13 protein-coding genes are annotated in these 15,759 nt (G+C 46.8%); all 13 read left to right on the top strand.

The window, feature by feature from the left end:
* Nucleotides 1-103 precede the first annotated feature (103 nt).
* The 13 genes from clpP (at nt 104) to cobA (ending at nt 15,682) form a co-directional block, all read left to right on the top strand.
* Nucleotides 104-694, top strand: a complete 591-nt coding sequence (clpP, locus tag MKY85_RS23710) for an ATP-dependent Clp endopeptidase proteolytic subunit ClpP (protein WP_036605886.1) — start codon at nt 104-106, stop codon at nt 692-694.
* A gap of 12 nt (nt 695-706) precedes the next feature.
* Nucleotides 707-1,960 (top strand): ATP-dependent protease ATP-binding subunit ClpX, encoded by a 1,254-nt coding sequence (gene clpX / locus MKY85_RS23705; RefSeq protein ID WP_253440333.1) that lies wholly within the window; start codon nt 707-709, stop codon nt 1,958-1,960.
* 120 nt (nt 1,961-2,080) lie between these two features.
* Nucleotides 2,081-3,178 carry a flavodoxin-dependent (E)-4-hydroxy-3-methylbut-2-enyl-diphosphate synthase gene (gene ispG, locus MKY85_RS23700; protein ID WP_339237119.1) on the top strand — a complete coding sequence of 366 codons (1,098 nt, stop codon included), beginning with the start codon at nt 2,081-2,083 and terminating at the stop codon, nt 3,176-3,178.
* Between the two features lie 165 nt (nt 3,179-3,343).
* Entirely contained in the window at nt 3,344-5,098 is a 1,755-nt protein-coding gene (lonB, locus tag MKY85_RS23695) for an ATP-dependent protease LonB (RefSeq protein WP_342570905.1), read from the top strand.
* An 86-nt stretch (nt 5,099-5,184) separates the two neighbouring features.
* Nucleotides 5,185-7,524, top strand: a complete 2,340-nt coding sequence (lon, locus tag MKY85_RS23690) for an endopeptidase La (protein WP_339305988.1) — start codon at nt 5,185-5,187, stop codon at nt 7,522-7,524.
* A gap of 156 nt (nt 7,525-7,680) precedes the next feature.
* Entirely contained in the window at nt 7,681-8,337 is a 657-nt protein-coding gene (gene yihA / locus MKY85_RS23685; protein WP_339237111.1) for a ribosome biogenesis GTP-binding protein YihA/YsxC, read from the top strand.
* A gap of 267 nt (nt 8,338-8,604) precedes the next feature.
* On the top strand, nt 8,605-9,192 hold the full coding sequence (locus tag MKY85_RS23680) for a non-ribosomal peptide synthetase module (RefSeq protein ID WP_339237109.1): 588 nt from the start codon (nt 8,605-8,607) through the stop codon (nt 9,190-9,192).
* 335 nt (nt 9,193-9,527) lie between these two features.
* Nucleotides 9,528-9,929, top strand: coding sequence for an adenosylmethionine decarboxylase (speD, locus tag MKY85_RS23675; RefSeq protein WP_339237107.1), 402 nt, complete (start codon nt 9,528-9,530; stop codon nt 9,927-9,929).
* A gap of 343 nt (nt 9,930-10,272) precedes the next feature.
* Nucleotides 10,273-11,658, top strand: coding sequence for a glutamyl-tRNA reductase (gene hemA / locus MKY85_RS23670; RefSeq protein ID WP_342570904.1), 1,386 nt, complete (start codon nt 10,273-10,275; stop codon nt 11,656-11,658).
* Nucleotides 11,659-11,711: 53 nt separating this feature from the next.
* The gene (gene ccsA / locus MKY85_RS23665) at nt 11,712-12,500 is read left to right on the top strand and encodes a cytochrome c biogenesis protein CcsA (RefSeq protein WP_339243188.1); all 789 of its coding nucleotides are present in this window, start codon (nt 11,712-11,714) and stop codon (nt 12,498-12,500) included.
* Between the two features lie 5 nt (nt 12,501-12,505).
* Nucleotides 12,506-13,156 (top strand): bifunctional precorrin-2 dehydrogenase/sirohydrochlorin ferrochelatase, encoded by a 651-nt coding sequence (locus tag MKY85_RS23660; RefSeq protein WP_342570903.1) that lies wholly within the window; start codon nt 12,506-12,508, stop codon nt 13,154-13,156.
* Nucleotides 13,157-13,158: 2 nt separating this feature from the next.
* Nucleotides 13,159-14,115 (top strand): hydroxymethylbilane synthase, encoded by a 957-nt coding sequence (gene hemC / locus MKY85_RS23655; protein ID WP_342570902.1) that lies wholly within the window; start codon nt 13,159-13,161, stop codon nt 14,113-14,115.
* A 4-nt stretch (nt 14,116-14,119) separates the two neighbouring features.
* Nucleotides 14,120-15,682: a uroporphyrinogen-III C-methyltransferase gene (gene cobA, locus MKY85_RS23650; RefSeq protein ID WP_339237099.1), complete on the top strand. Its 1,563-nt coding sequence runs from the start codon at nt 14,120-14,122 to the stop codon at nt 15,680-15,682.
* Nucleotides 15,683-15,759: the final 77 nt, after the last annotated feature.

Genomic DNA, 15,759 nt, shown 5'->3' with positions numbered 1-15,759 from the left:
CTCTTGTGAAAAATGACATTGTCACAGGAAAGTGTTAGAATGAATTTGGGTTTGCTTTACAGGTGGCCTATGTCTAATTACATGTAGAAAAGAGGTTGGTCTCATGAGTCTGGTGCCAATGGTTATAGAACAAACCAATCGAGGCGAGCGGTCTTACGATATATATTCACGTTTGCTGAAAGATCGCATTATCTTTCTAACCAGTGCGATTGATGACGATGTAGCCAATCTTGTCATAGCACAGCTTTTGTTTTTGGCAGCCGACGATCCTGAAAAGGATATCAGCTTGTACATTAACTCACCTGGTGGTTCTGTCACCGCAGGGATGGGTATATACGATACGATGCAATTTATCAAGCCGGATGTATCTACCATTTGCGTAGGGATGGCAGCAAGCATGGGCTCGTTATTGCTAACAGCCGGTGCACCTGGCAAGAGATATGCGCTGACGAACAGTGAAGTAATGATTCATCAGCCACTTGGCGGTATTCAAGGACAGGCTGCGGATATTAAGATACACGCAGAATGGATTATTAAAACACGTCAGAAACTGAATCAAATATACGTCGATCGTACGGGTCAACCTCTTGAGAAAATTGAGCGGGATACAGACCGTGACTTCTTCATGAGCGCTGAAGAAGCTAAGACGTACGGCATTATTGACCAGGTGCTCAGTAGACCGATCAATTCCTAAAGGGGTGGTTTCATGTTTAAATTTAACGATGAGAAAGGGCAACTGAAATGCTCTTTTTGCGGTAAATCTCAGGAGCAGGTACGTAAGCTGGTCGCTGGACCAGGCGTGTACATTTGTGATGAATGTATCGAACTTTGCACCGAAATCGTTGAGGAAGAACTCGGTCATGATGAAGAAATAGACCTCAAAGATATTCCAAAACCAAAAGAAATTCGTAATATTCTGGATCAATATGTTATTGGACAGGAACAAGCGAAAAAATCATTGTCTGTTGCGGTGTATAATCACTACAAACGGATCAACACCCAAAGCAAGATCGAAGACGTTGAATTGTCGAAGAGTAACATTTTGCTGTTAGGACCTACAGGTTCCGGTAAAACGTTGCTTGCACAAACGATGGCAAAAATTTTGAATGTACCTTTTGCGATTGCGGATGCTACGTCATTAACAGAAGCAGGTTATGTGGGTGAGGATGTAGAGAACATCCTGCTCAAACTGATCCAGGCTGCTGATTATGATGTGGAAAAAGCAGAGCGTGGCATTATTTATATCGATGAGATTGATAAAGTAGCGCGTAAATCCGAAAACCCATCCATCACTCGTGATGTCTCGGGCGAAGGTGTGCAACAGGCTCTCTTGAAAATTCTTGAAGGAACTGTGGCTTCTGTACCACCACAAGGTGGCCGCAAACATCCTCATCAAGAATTCATTCAGATCGATACAACGAACATTCTGTTCATCTGCGGCGGTGCCTTTGATGGTCTGGAGCAAATGATCAAACGCCGTATCGGTAAAAAAGTCATTGGCTTCAATACCGTTTCCGAGCAAAAAGATCTGAAACCAGGCGAATACCTAGGCATGGTATTGCCGGAAGATTTGCTGAAATTTGGTCTGATTCCGGAGTTTGTAGGCCGTCTGCCAGTTATCTCCACTTTGGAGCCGCTGGATGAAGATACGTTGGTACGGATTCTTTCCGAACCAAAAAATGCGCTTACCAAACAGTACCAAAAATTGCTTGAGCTTGATAATGTGAATCTGGTATTTGAACCAGCTGCATTGCTTGCGATTGCAAAAGAAGCAATTAAACGTAACACAGGTGCACGTGGATTACGTGCCATCATTGAAGGGATCATGCTTGAAATCATGTATGAAGTGCCTTCACGTGAAGATGTTACGAATTGTGTCATTACCGAAGAAGTAGTTGAGAAAAGAGTTGTGCCTGAACTAAGCCAATCGAAGGACGATAAGCAGGAAGAAAGCGCCTAATGAAGGCCTGAATCCCGTTGAACTCTGAAATATAGACTTGTCAGTTCTCCACTTTGGCAGAAGGCGAATTCATGTCTCTGTCAGGGTGGAGCTTTGACGTTGTGGGGAGAGAAATCACTCATGTATTTAAGACAGGATACACGTCCCGTGAAAGTGGGAAACGTAACGATCGGTGGCAGTAACGAAGTCATTATCCAAAGTATGTGTACAACCAAAACGGCAGATGTTGAAGCAACGGTTGCAGAGATTCTGCGACTGGAAGAAGCGGGCTGTCAAGTGGTACGTGTCACGGTGAATAACGAGGAAGCTGCCGCAGCCATCAAGGAAATCAAAAAACGTATTAATATACCGCTCGTAGCGGACATTCATTTTAACTATAAGCTGGCTTTGCTTGCGATTGAGAACGGTATTGATAAAGTACGGATTAATCCAGGTAACATCGGTAAACGTTCCAAAGTGGAAGAAGTCGTGAAAGCATGTAAAGAGCGCGGTATTCCAATTCGGATCGGGGTAAATGCGGGATCTCTGGAAAACCATCTTCTTGAGAAGTATGGGTATCCTACGGCTGATGCTATGGTAGAAAGTGCATTGTATCACATTGGTATTCTGGAAGAGCTTGATTTCCACGATATCATCGTGTCACTCAAAGCATCGGATGTGCCGATGGCCATTGAGGCGTATACCAAAGCAGCTCAGATTATTCCGTATCCGCTGCACCTCGGGATTACCGAAGCAGGTACACTGTTCTCCGGTACGATCAAAAGCTCTGCAGGTATGGGAGCCTTGTTGTCCATGGGTATTGGTTCTACAATGCGGATCTCACTGAGTGCGGACCCGGTAGAAGAAATCAAGGTTGCTCGTGATCTGCTCAAAACATTTGGACTCATTACGAATGCAGCCACATTGATCTCTTGCCCAACATGTGGACGTTTGGATATCGACCTGTTCTCCATCGCCAACGAAGTGGAAGAGTATATCTCCAAACTTAAGGTACCGATCAAAGTATCGGTATTGGGTTGTGCGGTTAATGGTCCAGGTGAGGCCAAAGAAGCGGATATCGGGATTGCTGGTGCTCGTGGAGAAGGTCTCTTGTTCCGTCATGGCAAGATGATCCGTAAAGTACCTGAAGAAATCATGGTTGAGGAATTGAAAAAAGAGATCGACAAAATCGTCGAAGCTTACGAAGAGACAGGTGTTATTCCTGGTCGTTCGCACTGATTGATTCATATCCTGTCACAACAAAAGCTCGCCAGCAATGGCGGGCTTTTTATATTCTCGTCTACAAATTCCGCATTGCCCGTTTACGTCTCGTTGAAAAGGCTATACTACCAAGTATTAGCATGATCTCATATGAGAATAGGGACAGAAGGAGGATGTTGAGACATGGGTGATTTCGGAATGTTCATAATGTTGATTCAGTTATTTTTTGGAGTGGTGATTGGTTTGTATTTCTGGAACCTGCTGCGTGGCCAGAAAACCAACCGCAGTGCTGTTGAGCGTGAATCTCGCAAGGAACTGGAGAAACTGCGCAAGCTGCGCTCGATCTCACTCACCAAGCCGCTGTCGGAGAAGACGCGTCCAGCTACCATTAATGATATTGTTGGGCAAAAAGACGGGCTTCGTGCCCTTAAAGCTGCATTATGCAGTGCGAATCCGCAACATGTTATCATTTATGGCCCTCCCGGAGTCGGGAAGACAGCTGCCGCAAGGGTTGTGCTGGAAGAGGCGAAGAAGAATCCATCTTCCCCTTTCAAACCAGACGCGAAATTCACCGAGCTGGATGCAACAACAGCCCGTTTTGATGAACGTGGTATTGCGGACCCCTTAATTGGTTCGGTTCATGATCCGATATATCAGGGAGCAGGAGCCATGGGCGTTGCAGGTATTCCCCAACCGAAACCGGGGGCTGTGACCAAAGCGCATGGGGGAATGCTTTTTATTGATGAAATTGGTGAATTGCATTCGATTCAGATGAATAAGCTGTTGAAAGTGTTGGAGGATCGCAAGGTGTTTTTGGAGAGTGCGTACTATAACTCGGAAGACACGCATACTCCTGCTTATATCCACGATATTTTTCAAAATGGCCTGCCGGCCGATTTCCGCCTTGTTGGAGCAACGACACGTTCCCCTCATGAACTGCCACCGGCCTTGCGTTCGCGCTGCATGGAAGTTTATTTCCGTCCTTTGTTGCCTGAAGAAATTGGACGAATTGCAGAAGATGCTGTTCAGAAAATAGGGTTCAGTCCGTGTCCAGAAGCCGTTGAGGTGGTCAAGCGATATGCAACCAACGGACGTGAAGCGGTCAATATCATCCAGCTGGCTGCTGGACTTGCGCTGACAGAGAAGCGTGAGACGCTTCAAGCTTCCGATGTAGAGTGGGTGGCTGGTAGCAGTCAGATTCAGCCACGGCCTGACCGGAAGGTCCCTTCACAGCCTCAGGTGGGGTTTGTTAACGGCTTGGCGGTATACGGACCGAATATGGGAACCATTTTGGAAATTGAAGTGTCTGCTGTTCCGGCTCTTAAAGATCAAGGCCGAATTAACATTACAGGCGTTGTGGATGAAGAAGAGATTGGAGGCGGTTCGCGTACACTCCGGCGGAAAAGTATGGCTAAAGGCTCGGTTGAAAATGTGTTAACCGTATTAAAAGCCATGGGTATTCGTCCGAATGATTACGATTTACACGTGAATTTCCCAGGTGGGACGCCTATTGATGGTCCATCAGCCGGAATTGCCATGGCGACTGCCATTACATCAGCCATTCAGGGACGTCCTGTGGATCATGAGACAGCGATGACTGGCGAGATCAGTATTCATGGTCGGGTCAAGCCAATTGGTGGCGTGCTGGCCAAAGTGGAGGCTGCTTTTCAGGCGGGAGCGAAGACGGTTATTATTCCCGCGGAGAACTGGCAGTCCATTTTCGAGAATCTGGATGGCTTGCGCGTTATTCCGGTAGATACGGTACAGGACGTATTTCGTGAAGTGTTCGCCTGGGTTCCGGAACAACAGATAGAACAGACGAAGCTTGCAGAGGAGACAGTTACCCCTGCACCGGAGATTTTTCCACCGGCATCTGCTTCCTATTTGCGTGCTGACGTGCCTCGTCCAGGACAGGTTACAGATTCGGGAAGCTGCTAAACGCTTCCCTTCATTGGTTTTTTATGTGAACATTTGATAGAATAATGAATGACTACAACCTGAGAGCCATTGGAGGTGCGAAAGCGATGGGACCGAGCAAAGCGAAAGGTCGTCGTTTTCCTTTACTGCCTTTAAGAGGACTTCTCGTCTACCCGAGTATGGTACTGCATCTCGATGTGGGCCGGGAGAAATCGGTCAAGGCTTTAGAAAAAGCGATGGTAGAAGAACATCTGATTCTCCTATGTTCCCAAGCCGAAGTAAATATTGAAGAACCAACACAAGAAGACATTTTCAGAATCGGAACCGTGGCCAAGGTCAGACAGATGCTGAAGCTTCCGAATGGTACGATTCGTGTACTCGTGGAAGGCTTGGAACGGGCTGAAATTATTGAATATACGGACAACGAGGAATATTATGAAGTACTGGCAAAAGAGCTGCCTGAAGAGGAGAATACCCATCCGGAGACGGATGCCTTGATGCGTACCGTTCTGAACCAGTTCGAGAATTATATTAATCTGTCCAAAAAAGTGACGCCAGAGACACTTGCTGCGGTGTCTGACATCGAAGAACCAGGGCGTTTGGCCGATGTCATCACGAGTCACCTGTCCTTGAAGATCAAGGATAAACAGGAAATTCTGGAGACCATCGACGTTCGGGAACGTCTGGAGAAATTGCTGGATATCCTGAACAATGAGCGTGAAGTGCTGGAGCTTGAACGCAAGATCAGCCAACGTGTGAAGAAACAGATGGAGAAAACGCAGAAGGAATATTATTTGCGTGAGCAGATGAAAGCAATCCAGAAAGAACTGGGTGAAAAAGAAGGCCGAGCGGGTGAGGTTGAGGAACTTCGCACGCAGATGGAAGAACTCGGCTTGCCGGACAAGGTGAAAGAAAAGGTTGAGAAAGAAATTGATCGACTGGAGAAAATGCCTGCAAGCTCAGCCGAGGGCGGAGTCATCCGCAACTATGTGGATTGGCTGCTTGGCCTTCCTTGGAGCCAGATGACAGCAGATGATCTGGATATCCAAAAAGCCGAGGATGTGCTCAATGCAGATCATTACGGATTGGAAAAGCCCAAAGAACGTGTGCTTGAATATCTGGCGGTCCAGAAGCTCGTCAAGAAGCTTAAAGGGCCAATTCTCTGCCTGGTTGGACCTCCAGGGGTCGGTAAAACATCACTTGCCCGTTCGATCGCGAGATCGCTGGGACGGGAGTTTGTCAGAATCTCTCTTGGCGGCGTGCGCGATGAAGCCGAGATTCGTGGACACCGACGCACCTATGTAGGAGCCATGCCTGGTCGTATCATTCAGGGTATGAAAACGGCGGGTTCACTTAATCCGGTATTCCTGCTCGACGAGATTGATAAGATGGCTTCAGATTTCCGCGGAGACCCTTCTGCAGCGTTACTTGAGGTCCTTGATCCGGAACAGAATAATACGTTTAGTGATCACTTTGTAGAATTGCCGTTTGACTTATCCAACGTTATGTTTATAACAACTGCCAATACGGTACACAATATTCCGCGTCCATTGCTGGATCGGATGGAAATGCTCAACATCCCTGGTTACACGGAGCTGGAGAAGCTGCAAATTGCGAAAAACTATTTGTTGCCCAAACAGAAGCAGGACCATGGTCTGGAAGAAGAGCAACTGGAAATCCCGGATGACGCGTTGTTGCGTGTAATTCGTGAATATACACGGGAGTCAGGTGTACGTAATCTGGAACAGCAGATGGCTTCGTTGTGCCGGAAAGCTGCCAAGAATATCGTGTCTGGTGTGGAAGGTCAGATTAACATCACATCAGATGAGATCAAAGACTATCTTGGACCTGGCAAGTTCCGTTATGGCATGGCCGAACTGGAAGATCAGATTGGTACCGTAACGGGTCTGGCGTGGACTGAAGTTGGCGGAGATACCCTTGTCATTGAAGTGACTGTTGTGCCTGGAACAGGTAAATTGACTCTTACAGGTAAACTGGGGGATGTCATGAAGGAATCGGCACAAGCCGCATTCAGTTACACACGTTCCAAAGCTACGCAGCTTGGGATCGCGCCTGATTTTCATGAGAAGAACGATATTCATATCCACGTTCCGGAAGGAGCGATTCCGAAGGATGGTCCATCTGCCGGGATTACGATGGCAACAGCGTTAATCTCAGCTCTGACGAACAAACATGTATCCAAGGATATCGCCATGACTGGTGAAATAACATTGCGTGGACGTGTGTTGCCCATTGGTGGATTGAAAGAGAAATCACTGGCAGCCCATCGTGCAGGTTATAAAAAAATATTATTGCCTAAGGATAACGAACGGGATCTGCGTGACATTCCAGACAGCATCAAGGAAGATGTGGAGTTTGTCCCGGTCGCCCATATGGATCAGGTATTGCAGCATGCGCTTGTTGAGCAGGCAGGAATCCACCTGTAATCCACGTATCCGAAAGGTTCGTATGAAGAGTAGACCGTTCTGCGGAGGCTTCGGCGTCCGCTGGAACGGTTTTTTTGGTATGATAGAACAATCCATGGCATAATAACTTCAACAGGTTATGCATAGCAAAGGCGTTCAAGAGAGGAAAGATACAATATGAAAGTAAATCAATCTGAATTTATTATCAGTGCCGTTCGGCCTGAACAATACCCAGAGGACGGTCTGCCAGAGATTGCGTTGGCGGGTCGATCCAATGTGGGAAAATCTTCCTTGATCAACCGTTTGATCAATCGTAAAAATCTGGCTCGGACGAGTGCGACACCAGGTAAAACACAGCAGCTGAACTATTATAAAATTAATCAGGATCTCTACTTCGTCGATTTCCCGGGATATGGTTACGCCAAGGTTTCCAAAGAGCAGCGCTTTGCCTGGGGTAAAATGATGGAGAAATACCTGCTCGGACGCGAGGAATTGAAACTGGTTATGCAGATGGTGGATATGAGACATGAGCCATCCAAGGAAGATAAGATGATGAATGAATGGCTTCGTCACAATGGATTGCCTTTGGTTGTCGTAGCAACCAAGATGGACAAGATTCCCAAAACACGTAGAGCCAAACATATCAAAGTTATTAAGGAATCACTGGGTCTTCGTTCAGGGGATTTGTTTGTGCCGTTTTCATCCGAAGAGGGATTGGGGAAAGAGGAGTTATGGGACATCATTACCCGCCATGCCCGCATAGATAAGTATGCACCAGTGCTGGATGCAGAGGGTACTGCTGAAGAGGAAGAAAACAACGAAATTAACGGATAACCGAGATAGTATACAGTTTTAGTGTGGGAAAGTGAGCATGTTAAGTGAATCTTGGATGAGATCAAGATTAATCCGGTTATTTATGGGATTTCGTGAGAATTCATCATCTGGGTCTGGAGAAATATAGCGTTAAGGTAGTGTATAATGAGCATAGGTGCATGTTGCCAACAGTACCCAAAACACCGGCTTCGCCGGCCTGAAGAATTTTGAGATTACTGCTACAGTGCAGGAAGGCAAAACAATCGGGAAAGAATTGAGGAGATTTGTATGGCTCAGCGGTTAGCCACAGAGTATGTTAAGGCCACTATGAAATTGTCAGAACCCCAGATGCATCAGTTTTTGCGCATGACGGAAGACGGCCGACTCCATCATCGGGTTAAGGTGTTGGACAATGGATGTCAGGAGGTTGTGTTGGGGGATGTAAGTGGAGAAGAGGTTCATTTCCCTTTTGACCGCATAGAAGGATTTTATATCTGTGAGTTATCTTGCCGCCTGGTGAATCTGCATCTGACCAATGTTGTCCGGAAGCTCTTTATGACTTTTAAGGGTGACGGGGTCGTTCATCGAATCTATAAAGGGTTCACCATGACGTATGTTTATGCTCAAGGCACTGTCCGTAAAATTGTGGAGAAAACCGGGGAGAATACCCGAGTGATCTATGAATACAAAAATACGTTGCTCGAATTGCAACATCTGTTCCTGGCCAGAGATGTAGAACGCGAAATCAACCGTGTGTATGCCGAGATTGATTCACTGCTGGACACTAGAAAAGATGCGACTGCTGATCAGCTTCATCAGATTGATGAGACTCTTGTTCGTTATCAAAAACGGTTGTTTGAGCTTGAAGCTTATTAACCTGAAAGTGTATGTCTATACACGTATAAAAATGTAATGAATTCCCTTGTATCTTCCGGGTCTTGGCACTTGCCAATGCGGAGGTTTCAGGGGGATTTTTTGTTGTAGGGTCAAATCATCCCGAATGAAAATATTTATTTTACAATCTTCTGGAAAAGGGTTGATTTCACTCGGATTCAATGTTATTTTTAATCTCGTTGAAAACAATATAGGAACCAGGATTCACTCAGGACATTATATGTTGCGAGAGATTTTTCCCTCGGGAAGTGAATGACGTAGGTCCTAGCGGATGAAATTTTTCAAACATTTTATTCCTAGGAAGGGGGAACCGAAGGGTGGAATATTCAACTTTCGGAAGACACGTTGCTGTTGATACTTGGGGTGTCGACTTTAATCTACTGAACAATGCGGAGTACTTGCAAGCCCAAATGGTTGAAGCAGCGGAGGCATGTGGTGCGACAGTAATGTCCGTGCAGTCCAAGCAGTTTGACCCACAGGGAGCGACCGTACTTGTACTCTTGTCGGAGAGTCACCTCTCCATTCATACGTATCCTGAGAGAGGTTTTGCAGCAATTGATTGTTACACTTGCGGGGATACCGTTGACCCACAGTTGGCCATTGACTACCTGGTATCCGTATTAAAGCCGGAAAAAACGTATGCAAAGAAGCTGGTACGTGGATTGGGCGAATTGCAAGTTGAAACACCAGAGATGAACAAACATTCAGAATGGGTTTAAATAAATAGTATATTGCATACACAATGTTCACATATCGGGATGGACGCATAACCTCCCAAACTTTAATAGCCATGGAATCATTCCATGGCTATTTGTTTTAAATGTCCATATCATTATGAATATTCATAATCGACACTTTTTAACGCATAACGGGGAACTTTGGTGAGACACTACAATAAATGACAGTGCATATGATGATGAACATGGGGATTTCATAAACATTTCATAAAAATGACCCGGTCACGGCTATGATGTGTGATATAATTAACCATGTCAATCATAAATGGATAGACATATGCAGTAAGCACTTTGATTGGAAATTTATTAGGCAGGTGAACTTGCAATGCACATCGTTGTCGTTGGTTTGAATTATCGCACGGCGCCTGTAGAGGTTAGGGAACGATTCACATTTGCAGAAAAGGACTTGTCTGAAGCGCTGCAGCAGCTCAAGCTGACCAAGAGTGTATTGGAAGGTGTAATCGTAGCCACATGTAACCGTACCGAGTTGTATGTTGTGGTGGACCGTCTTCACATGTGTGGTTATTTTATTCGAACATTCATGGAACAATGGTTTAATGTACCACGGGAAGAATTTACGCAACACTTATATATATATGAAGATGACCAAGCCATGCGCCATTTGTTCCGTGTGATCTGCGGACTTGATTCCATGGTCATTGGTGAGACTCAGATACTTGGACAGGTGAAACAGGCTTTTCTTAAAGCTCAGGAAGAGAAATCAACAGGTACCTGGTTTAATATGCTGTTCAAACAGGCAGTTACACTGGGCAAACGGGCCCATTCGGAGACCTCCATCGGGGAGAGCGCCGTATCTGTCAGTTATGCTGCTGTTGAGCTTGGTAAGAGGATCTTTGGCATGTTCACAGATAAGAAGGTGCTCATATTGGGTGCCGGCAAGATGAGTGAACTAACCGTGAAACATCTCTATGCCAACGGGGCATCCGAAGTCATCGTGGCAAATCGTACGCTCGCAAGAGCCGAAGAGTTGGCAGCGAAGTTCCGGGGCACACCTTGTACGATGGAACAAGCAATAGATCGTCTTAATGAAGTGGACATTGTGATTAGTTCTACTGGAGCTGAACGTTATGTCATGGATGCGGCAGTGGTACGGGAGAGCATGAAGCGTCGTCAATCCCGTCCATTGTTCCTGATTGATATTGCGGTTCCACGGGATATTGATCCGGCGATTGCTGAGTTATCCAACGTATATCTCTATGACATTGATGATCTGGAAGGAATCGTGGAGAGCAACCTGGAGATGCGTAAGGTGGAAGCTGCCAAGATTGAGAGAATGATTGAGCTTGAGATGGAAGATTATTACCATTGGCTCAAAACGTTGGGTGTTCGTCCCGTTATTCGCGCTTTGCAGGAAAAAGGTGTCTCCATTCATGAAGAAACGATGGATAGCCTGTTTAATAAACTGCCTGAGCTTGATGAACATCAGCGTAAAGTCATTCGTCGTTTGACCAAGAGTATTGTGAATCAAATGACGACAGATCCGATTAATCGGATTAAGGAAATGGCAGGAACGAAGCAAGGTGATGAAGCTCTGCGCATGTTTACTCAGATTTTCGCTTTGGAAAATGCAGTGGAGATGGCCGCTGAAAAAGTGAGTCAGAGTGACGCCACAGCTCTGGCGAAACCAGCCGCTCACCTTAACGAAAACCGGCAAGACCCCGTGCCGGCTTATGCTCCGGCAGGCGTATAAGGCGGGTGGGCAGCTTGACCGTTGCTGAACAAGTCTATGAAGCTTTAATCTATATGTATGCCCTAAGCCTACTGTTCTATTTCTCGGACTGCATTCGACGCAATGCGGGGGCGAAGCGGACAGGCACAGGGTTTCTTGTCGTTGTTTGGGGACTTCAGGTCACACATGTCATTTTGCGCATGTGGACTGAAGGGCATTTTCCCATCTACACCACCTTTGATTTTTTGTTTATATTTTCATTCAGTATTGTGCTGATGTCTCTTGTCATGACTCGTATCCAGCGTTCTGAATTTGTGATTTTATTGCTGAATGTTGTAGGTTTTTCCGTTACGGTATTAAACCGACTGTGGTTTACGGCCGGAGAGATATCCCTGCATAACTGGCAAACAGTACATGGATTACTCATCATGCACATCACCTTGGCGAATCTTGGTTTTGCGGCGTTAACCGTTGCTACGGTATTTGCCTTGTTATATCTTTTCTTGCACCATAAGTTGAAGAAAAAAAAGTGGAATGATACGATGCGCCGGCTGCCAAGCCTGGAAGTGATCGGTAAGTACATGGATGGTGCTACATTGATAGGAACGCCGCTCCTTGGTGTTTCTGTAATGCTTGCCGTATTATCCATTGTGGCGGAAAGACGATGGATCTTGCTACTGGACCTCAAAGTAATTGCTACAGGTCTTGCTATAGCCATCTACGTAGGTTACTTCGTATTCAAGAGAAGAAAACAGTTCTCTACGATCATCATGGCAAGATGGACCCTGATCGGATACGGATTGGTCATTGTGAGTTTTTTATCCAATGCGTATTCAGCGTTTCATCGTTGGACGGGAGAGTGAAGGAGATGGAGCGTTACACACCAATATTTGTGAATACTTCAGGAAAGAAGTGCTATGTGGTTGGTGGTGGACGTGTTGCCGAGCGTAAAATTAAGGGATTGCTGCATGCCGAGGCTCAGATTACGGTCATCAGTCCGGAGCTTACTCCCTTATTAAAACAACTGCATCATGAATCCCGAATTCAATGGATAGACCGGTCCTACCGCAATGGAGATTTGCGGGGGGCCTTTCTCGTATATGCAGCGACTGACCGATCAGAGGTCAATTCAACTGTGGTTCGGGATGCTGGGAATGCGGGCATATTGGTGAATGACGCGATGTCTTCGGAGCACAGCAGCTTTATTACGCCAAGCGTAGTCAGACGTGGAAGATTAAGCATAGCGATATCCACAGCAGGGGCGGGGCCGGCAGCAGCTGCTGAGATACGAGCCACACTCGAACGACAGTTCGGTGATGAGTATGAGACGTACCTTGAGTTTTTGCACCAGATGAGGAACGAGGTGAAGGCACGCGTATCTTCTGCTAGTCTTAGAAGTACGTTGCTTCGGCAGTTAACTGAGATGAACATACTAGAAGATATTCGTACAGGCCATTTCCGGTGGTGGACCGAAGAAGAAATCGGGGACTGGATATCCCGTAATCAGGAGGAAGTATAGATATGCGTACAATTAAAGTTGGAAGTAGACAGAGCGCGCTTGCGTTAACCCAGACAGGTCATGTCATTCAGGATTTACGCGACATTTGTGAGCGGGAAGGATTAGCTTTTGACTTTGAAGTACATAAGATTGTTACAAAGGGAGATCTCATTCTGGATGTAACGCTGTCAAAAGTGGGAGGCAAAGGATTGTTTGTCAAAGAAATTGAACAGGCGATGCTTGATCGTACCATTGATATGGCTGTGCATAGCATGAAGGATATGCCCTCCGAGTTACCCGAAGGATTAATTAATGGCGCTGTTCCCCGTCGTGCAGATCCACGGGATGCGCTGATTTCCAATGGTGGACTTACGCTGGATCAATTGCCAGAAGGCGCAAGAGTTGGGACAAGCAGTCTGCGCCGATCCAGTCAATTAAAAGCCTATCGTCCAGATTTGCAATTGGAATCGCTTCGCGGCAATATCGATTCCCGTCTGCGGAAGCTGGAGACTGAAGGCCTTGATGCGATTATTCTGGCTGCTGCTGGGTTGTACCGAATGGGCTGGGAAGACCGGATTACCGAGTACTTGACCGAGACAGCTTGCCTTCCGGCTGTGGGCCAGGGGGCGCTTGGTATCGAATGCCGTGAAGACGATGAGGAATTGTTGCACTTGTTGCAGCTGTATAATGATCCCGAGACAGCATTTCCTGTACAGGCGGAACGCCGTTTTCTCAGTGTATTGAATGGGGGTTGTCAGGTTCCGATTGGTGCTCATGCGGTGTGGGTGCCTCAGCAAGATGCAGATTCCCTGAATGGCAAAAACACGTTACAATTAACAGGTATGGTCGGTACACCGGATGGTGGACTGATTCTTAAGGAAGCTCTGACTGGCAAAGACCCGGTTCGTCTGGGAGAAGAAGTGGCTTGGAGATTGATCGAACGGGGAGCAGAGCAGATACTGGCAGAAGTTAGGGGATGAAGACATGGTGGGGAAGGTCTTTTTGGTAGGAGCAGGTCCTGGGGATGCAAAGCTGATTACGGTAAAAGGGTGGGAATCCATCGGTAAAGCCGATGCTGTAGTCTATGATCGTTTGGCAAGTCCAAGATTGTTGAAACAAATGAAACCTGGCGCGGTCAAGATTTACGTGGGCAAGCGCCCGGATCGGCATACGATGAAACAGGAAGAGATCAATCAACTGTTGGTTGATCTGGCTCTGGAAGGCAAGGTTGTGGTACGGCTTAAAGGTGGCGATCCGACGATCTTTGGACGCGTGGGCGAAGAGGCAGATTTGCTGCACAAAAACGGCATTCCATTTGAGATTGTGCCTGGGGTAACAGCTGCGATAAGTGTGCCAGCGTATGCCGGAATTCCCGTGACACACCGTGACTATGCGTCCTCTATCTCCATCATTACGGGGCATGAAAGTCCGGACAAGCTCGATCGCAGCATCCATTGGGATAAAGTGACGAATGCGACGGGCACACTTGTATTTATGATGGGTGTTGCCAAAATTGGCTATATCAGCGAACAGTTGATTCGTCATGGTCGTCCAGCACAAACACCAGTAGCACTGATTCGTTGGGGAACACGAGCGGAACAGGATACCATTACAGGTACCCTTGAAGATATAGAAGCGAAAGTGATCGCAGCCAATTTCCAACCGCCTGCTGTTATTGTGGTAGGGGATGTCGTGAATCAACGGGAACAGTTGAAATGGGCAGAGGCGCTGCCGCTGTTTGGCAAACGAATTCTGGTGACCCGTGCTCGCAGTCAGGCGAGTGAACTCGTGAATCGCATTGAGGAACTCGGCGGCGAACCGTATGAGTTTCCGGTCATTGAGACGGTCATGCCTTCCAGTGAATCTGCGCAGCAAAGTGTCAAAGACGCGTTCAGTGCTTTAAATACCTATGACTGGGTATTTTTCACAAGTGTGAACGGCGTGGAGTTCTTCTTCCGCCATCTGGAACAGGAAGGCAAGGATATTCGCTCCATTCATCAGGCAAGAATTGCTGCCGTAGGACCATCCACAGCAGACGCTTTGCGCAAACATGGCATCGTTGCAGAGGTTGTCAAAGGTCCTTTCCAGGCCGAAGGCATGCTTGAGACTTTTGAAAGTGAACTGAAGGAAGGCCAGAAAGTCCTGCTTCCGCACGGTGATCTGGCTCGTACGTGGTTACGTGACCAGCTGCGAGAACGAGGACTTCAAGTCACCGAAGCCATCATCTATGATACGATCCTCGCTGGTGAAGATGATGATGAACTGCTCAAGCTGCTTGAAGAAGGCGGTATACATGCGGTGACCTTCACAAGTTCATCGACGGTTACCAACTTCATGAGTATGTTGAAACGGATGGGATTGCAAGATCCGCTGCCTTTGTTAAAAGATGTGGAGGTTGCATGTATCGGACCGGTTACAGCGAAGACTGCAGAGGCCGCTGGACTGCGTGTTACGCTCATGGCAGAGGAAGCAACGATGGATAGCTTGATCACAGTTCTATGTGACTGGAAACGGACAAGCGCCAAGGAAGGCGTTCTTCGGAATTAATACACAAGTAATATGTTGACATACGAAGCGTGCTGAATTCGATAGGATACCAGCGCGCTTCCCTTTTTGCTCTATTA

It is taken from the genome of Paenibacillus sp. FSL R5-0749, assembly GCF_038595085.1.
GTDB lineage: Bacteria > Bacillota > Bacilli > Paenibacillales > Paenibacillaceae > Paenibacillus.
The sequence above is the reverse complement of the archived record's forward strand: the minus strand, read 5'-3'. Positions and strand labels throughout refer to the sequence as shown.

Bases quoted from the DNA above. Each gene is read 5' to 3' on its own strand.
- clpP (WP_036605886.1), top strand. From the start codon at position 104: ATGAGTCTGGTGCCAATGGTTATAGAACAAACCAATCGAGGCGAGCGG.
- clpX (WP_253440333.1), top strand. From the start codon at position 707: ATGTTTAAATTTAACGATGAGAAAGGGCAACTGAAATGCTCTTTTTGC.
- ispG (WP_339237119.1), top strand. From the start codon at position 2,081: ATGTATTTAAGACAGGATACACGTCCCGTGAAAGTGGGAAACGTAACG.
- lonB (WP_342570905.1), top strand. From the start codon at position 3,344: ATGGGTGATTTCGGAATGTTCATAATGTTGATTCAGTTATTTTTTGGA.
- lon (WP_339305988.1), top strand. From the start codon at position 5,185: ATGGGACCGAGCAAAGCGAAAGGTCGTCGTTTTCCTTTACTGCCTTTA.
- yihA (WP_339237111.1), top strand. From the start codon at position 7,681: ATGAAAGTAAATCAATCTGAATTTATTATCAGTGCCGTTCGGCCTGAA.
- MKY85_RS23680 (WP_339237109.1), top strand. From the start codon at position 8,605: ATGGCTCAGCGGTTAGCCACAGAGTATGTTAAGGCCACTATGAAATTG.
- hemA (WP_342570904.1), top strand. From the start codon at position 10,273: ATGCACATCGTTGTCGTTGGTTTGAATTATCGCACGGCGCCTGTAGAG.
- ccsA (WP_339243188.1), top strand. From the start codon at position 11,712: ATGTATGCCCTAAGCCTACTGTTCTATTTCTCGGACTGCATTCGACGC.
- MKY85_RS23660 (WP_342570903.1), top strand. From the start codon at position 12,506: ATGGAGCGTTACACACCAATATTTGTGAATACTTCAGGAAAGAAGTGC.
- hemC (WP_342570902.1), top strand. From the start codon at position 13,159: ATGCGTACAATTAAAGTTGGAAGTAGACAGAGCGCGCTTGCGTTAACC.
- cobA (WP_339237099.1), top strand. From the start codon at position 14,120: ATGGTGGGGAAGGTCTTTTTGGTAGGAGCAGGTCCTGGGGATGCAAAG.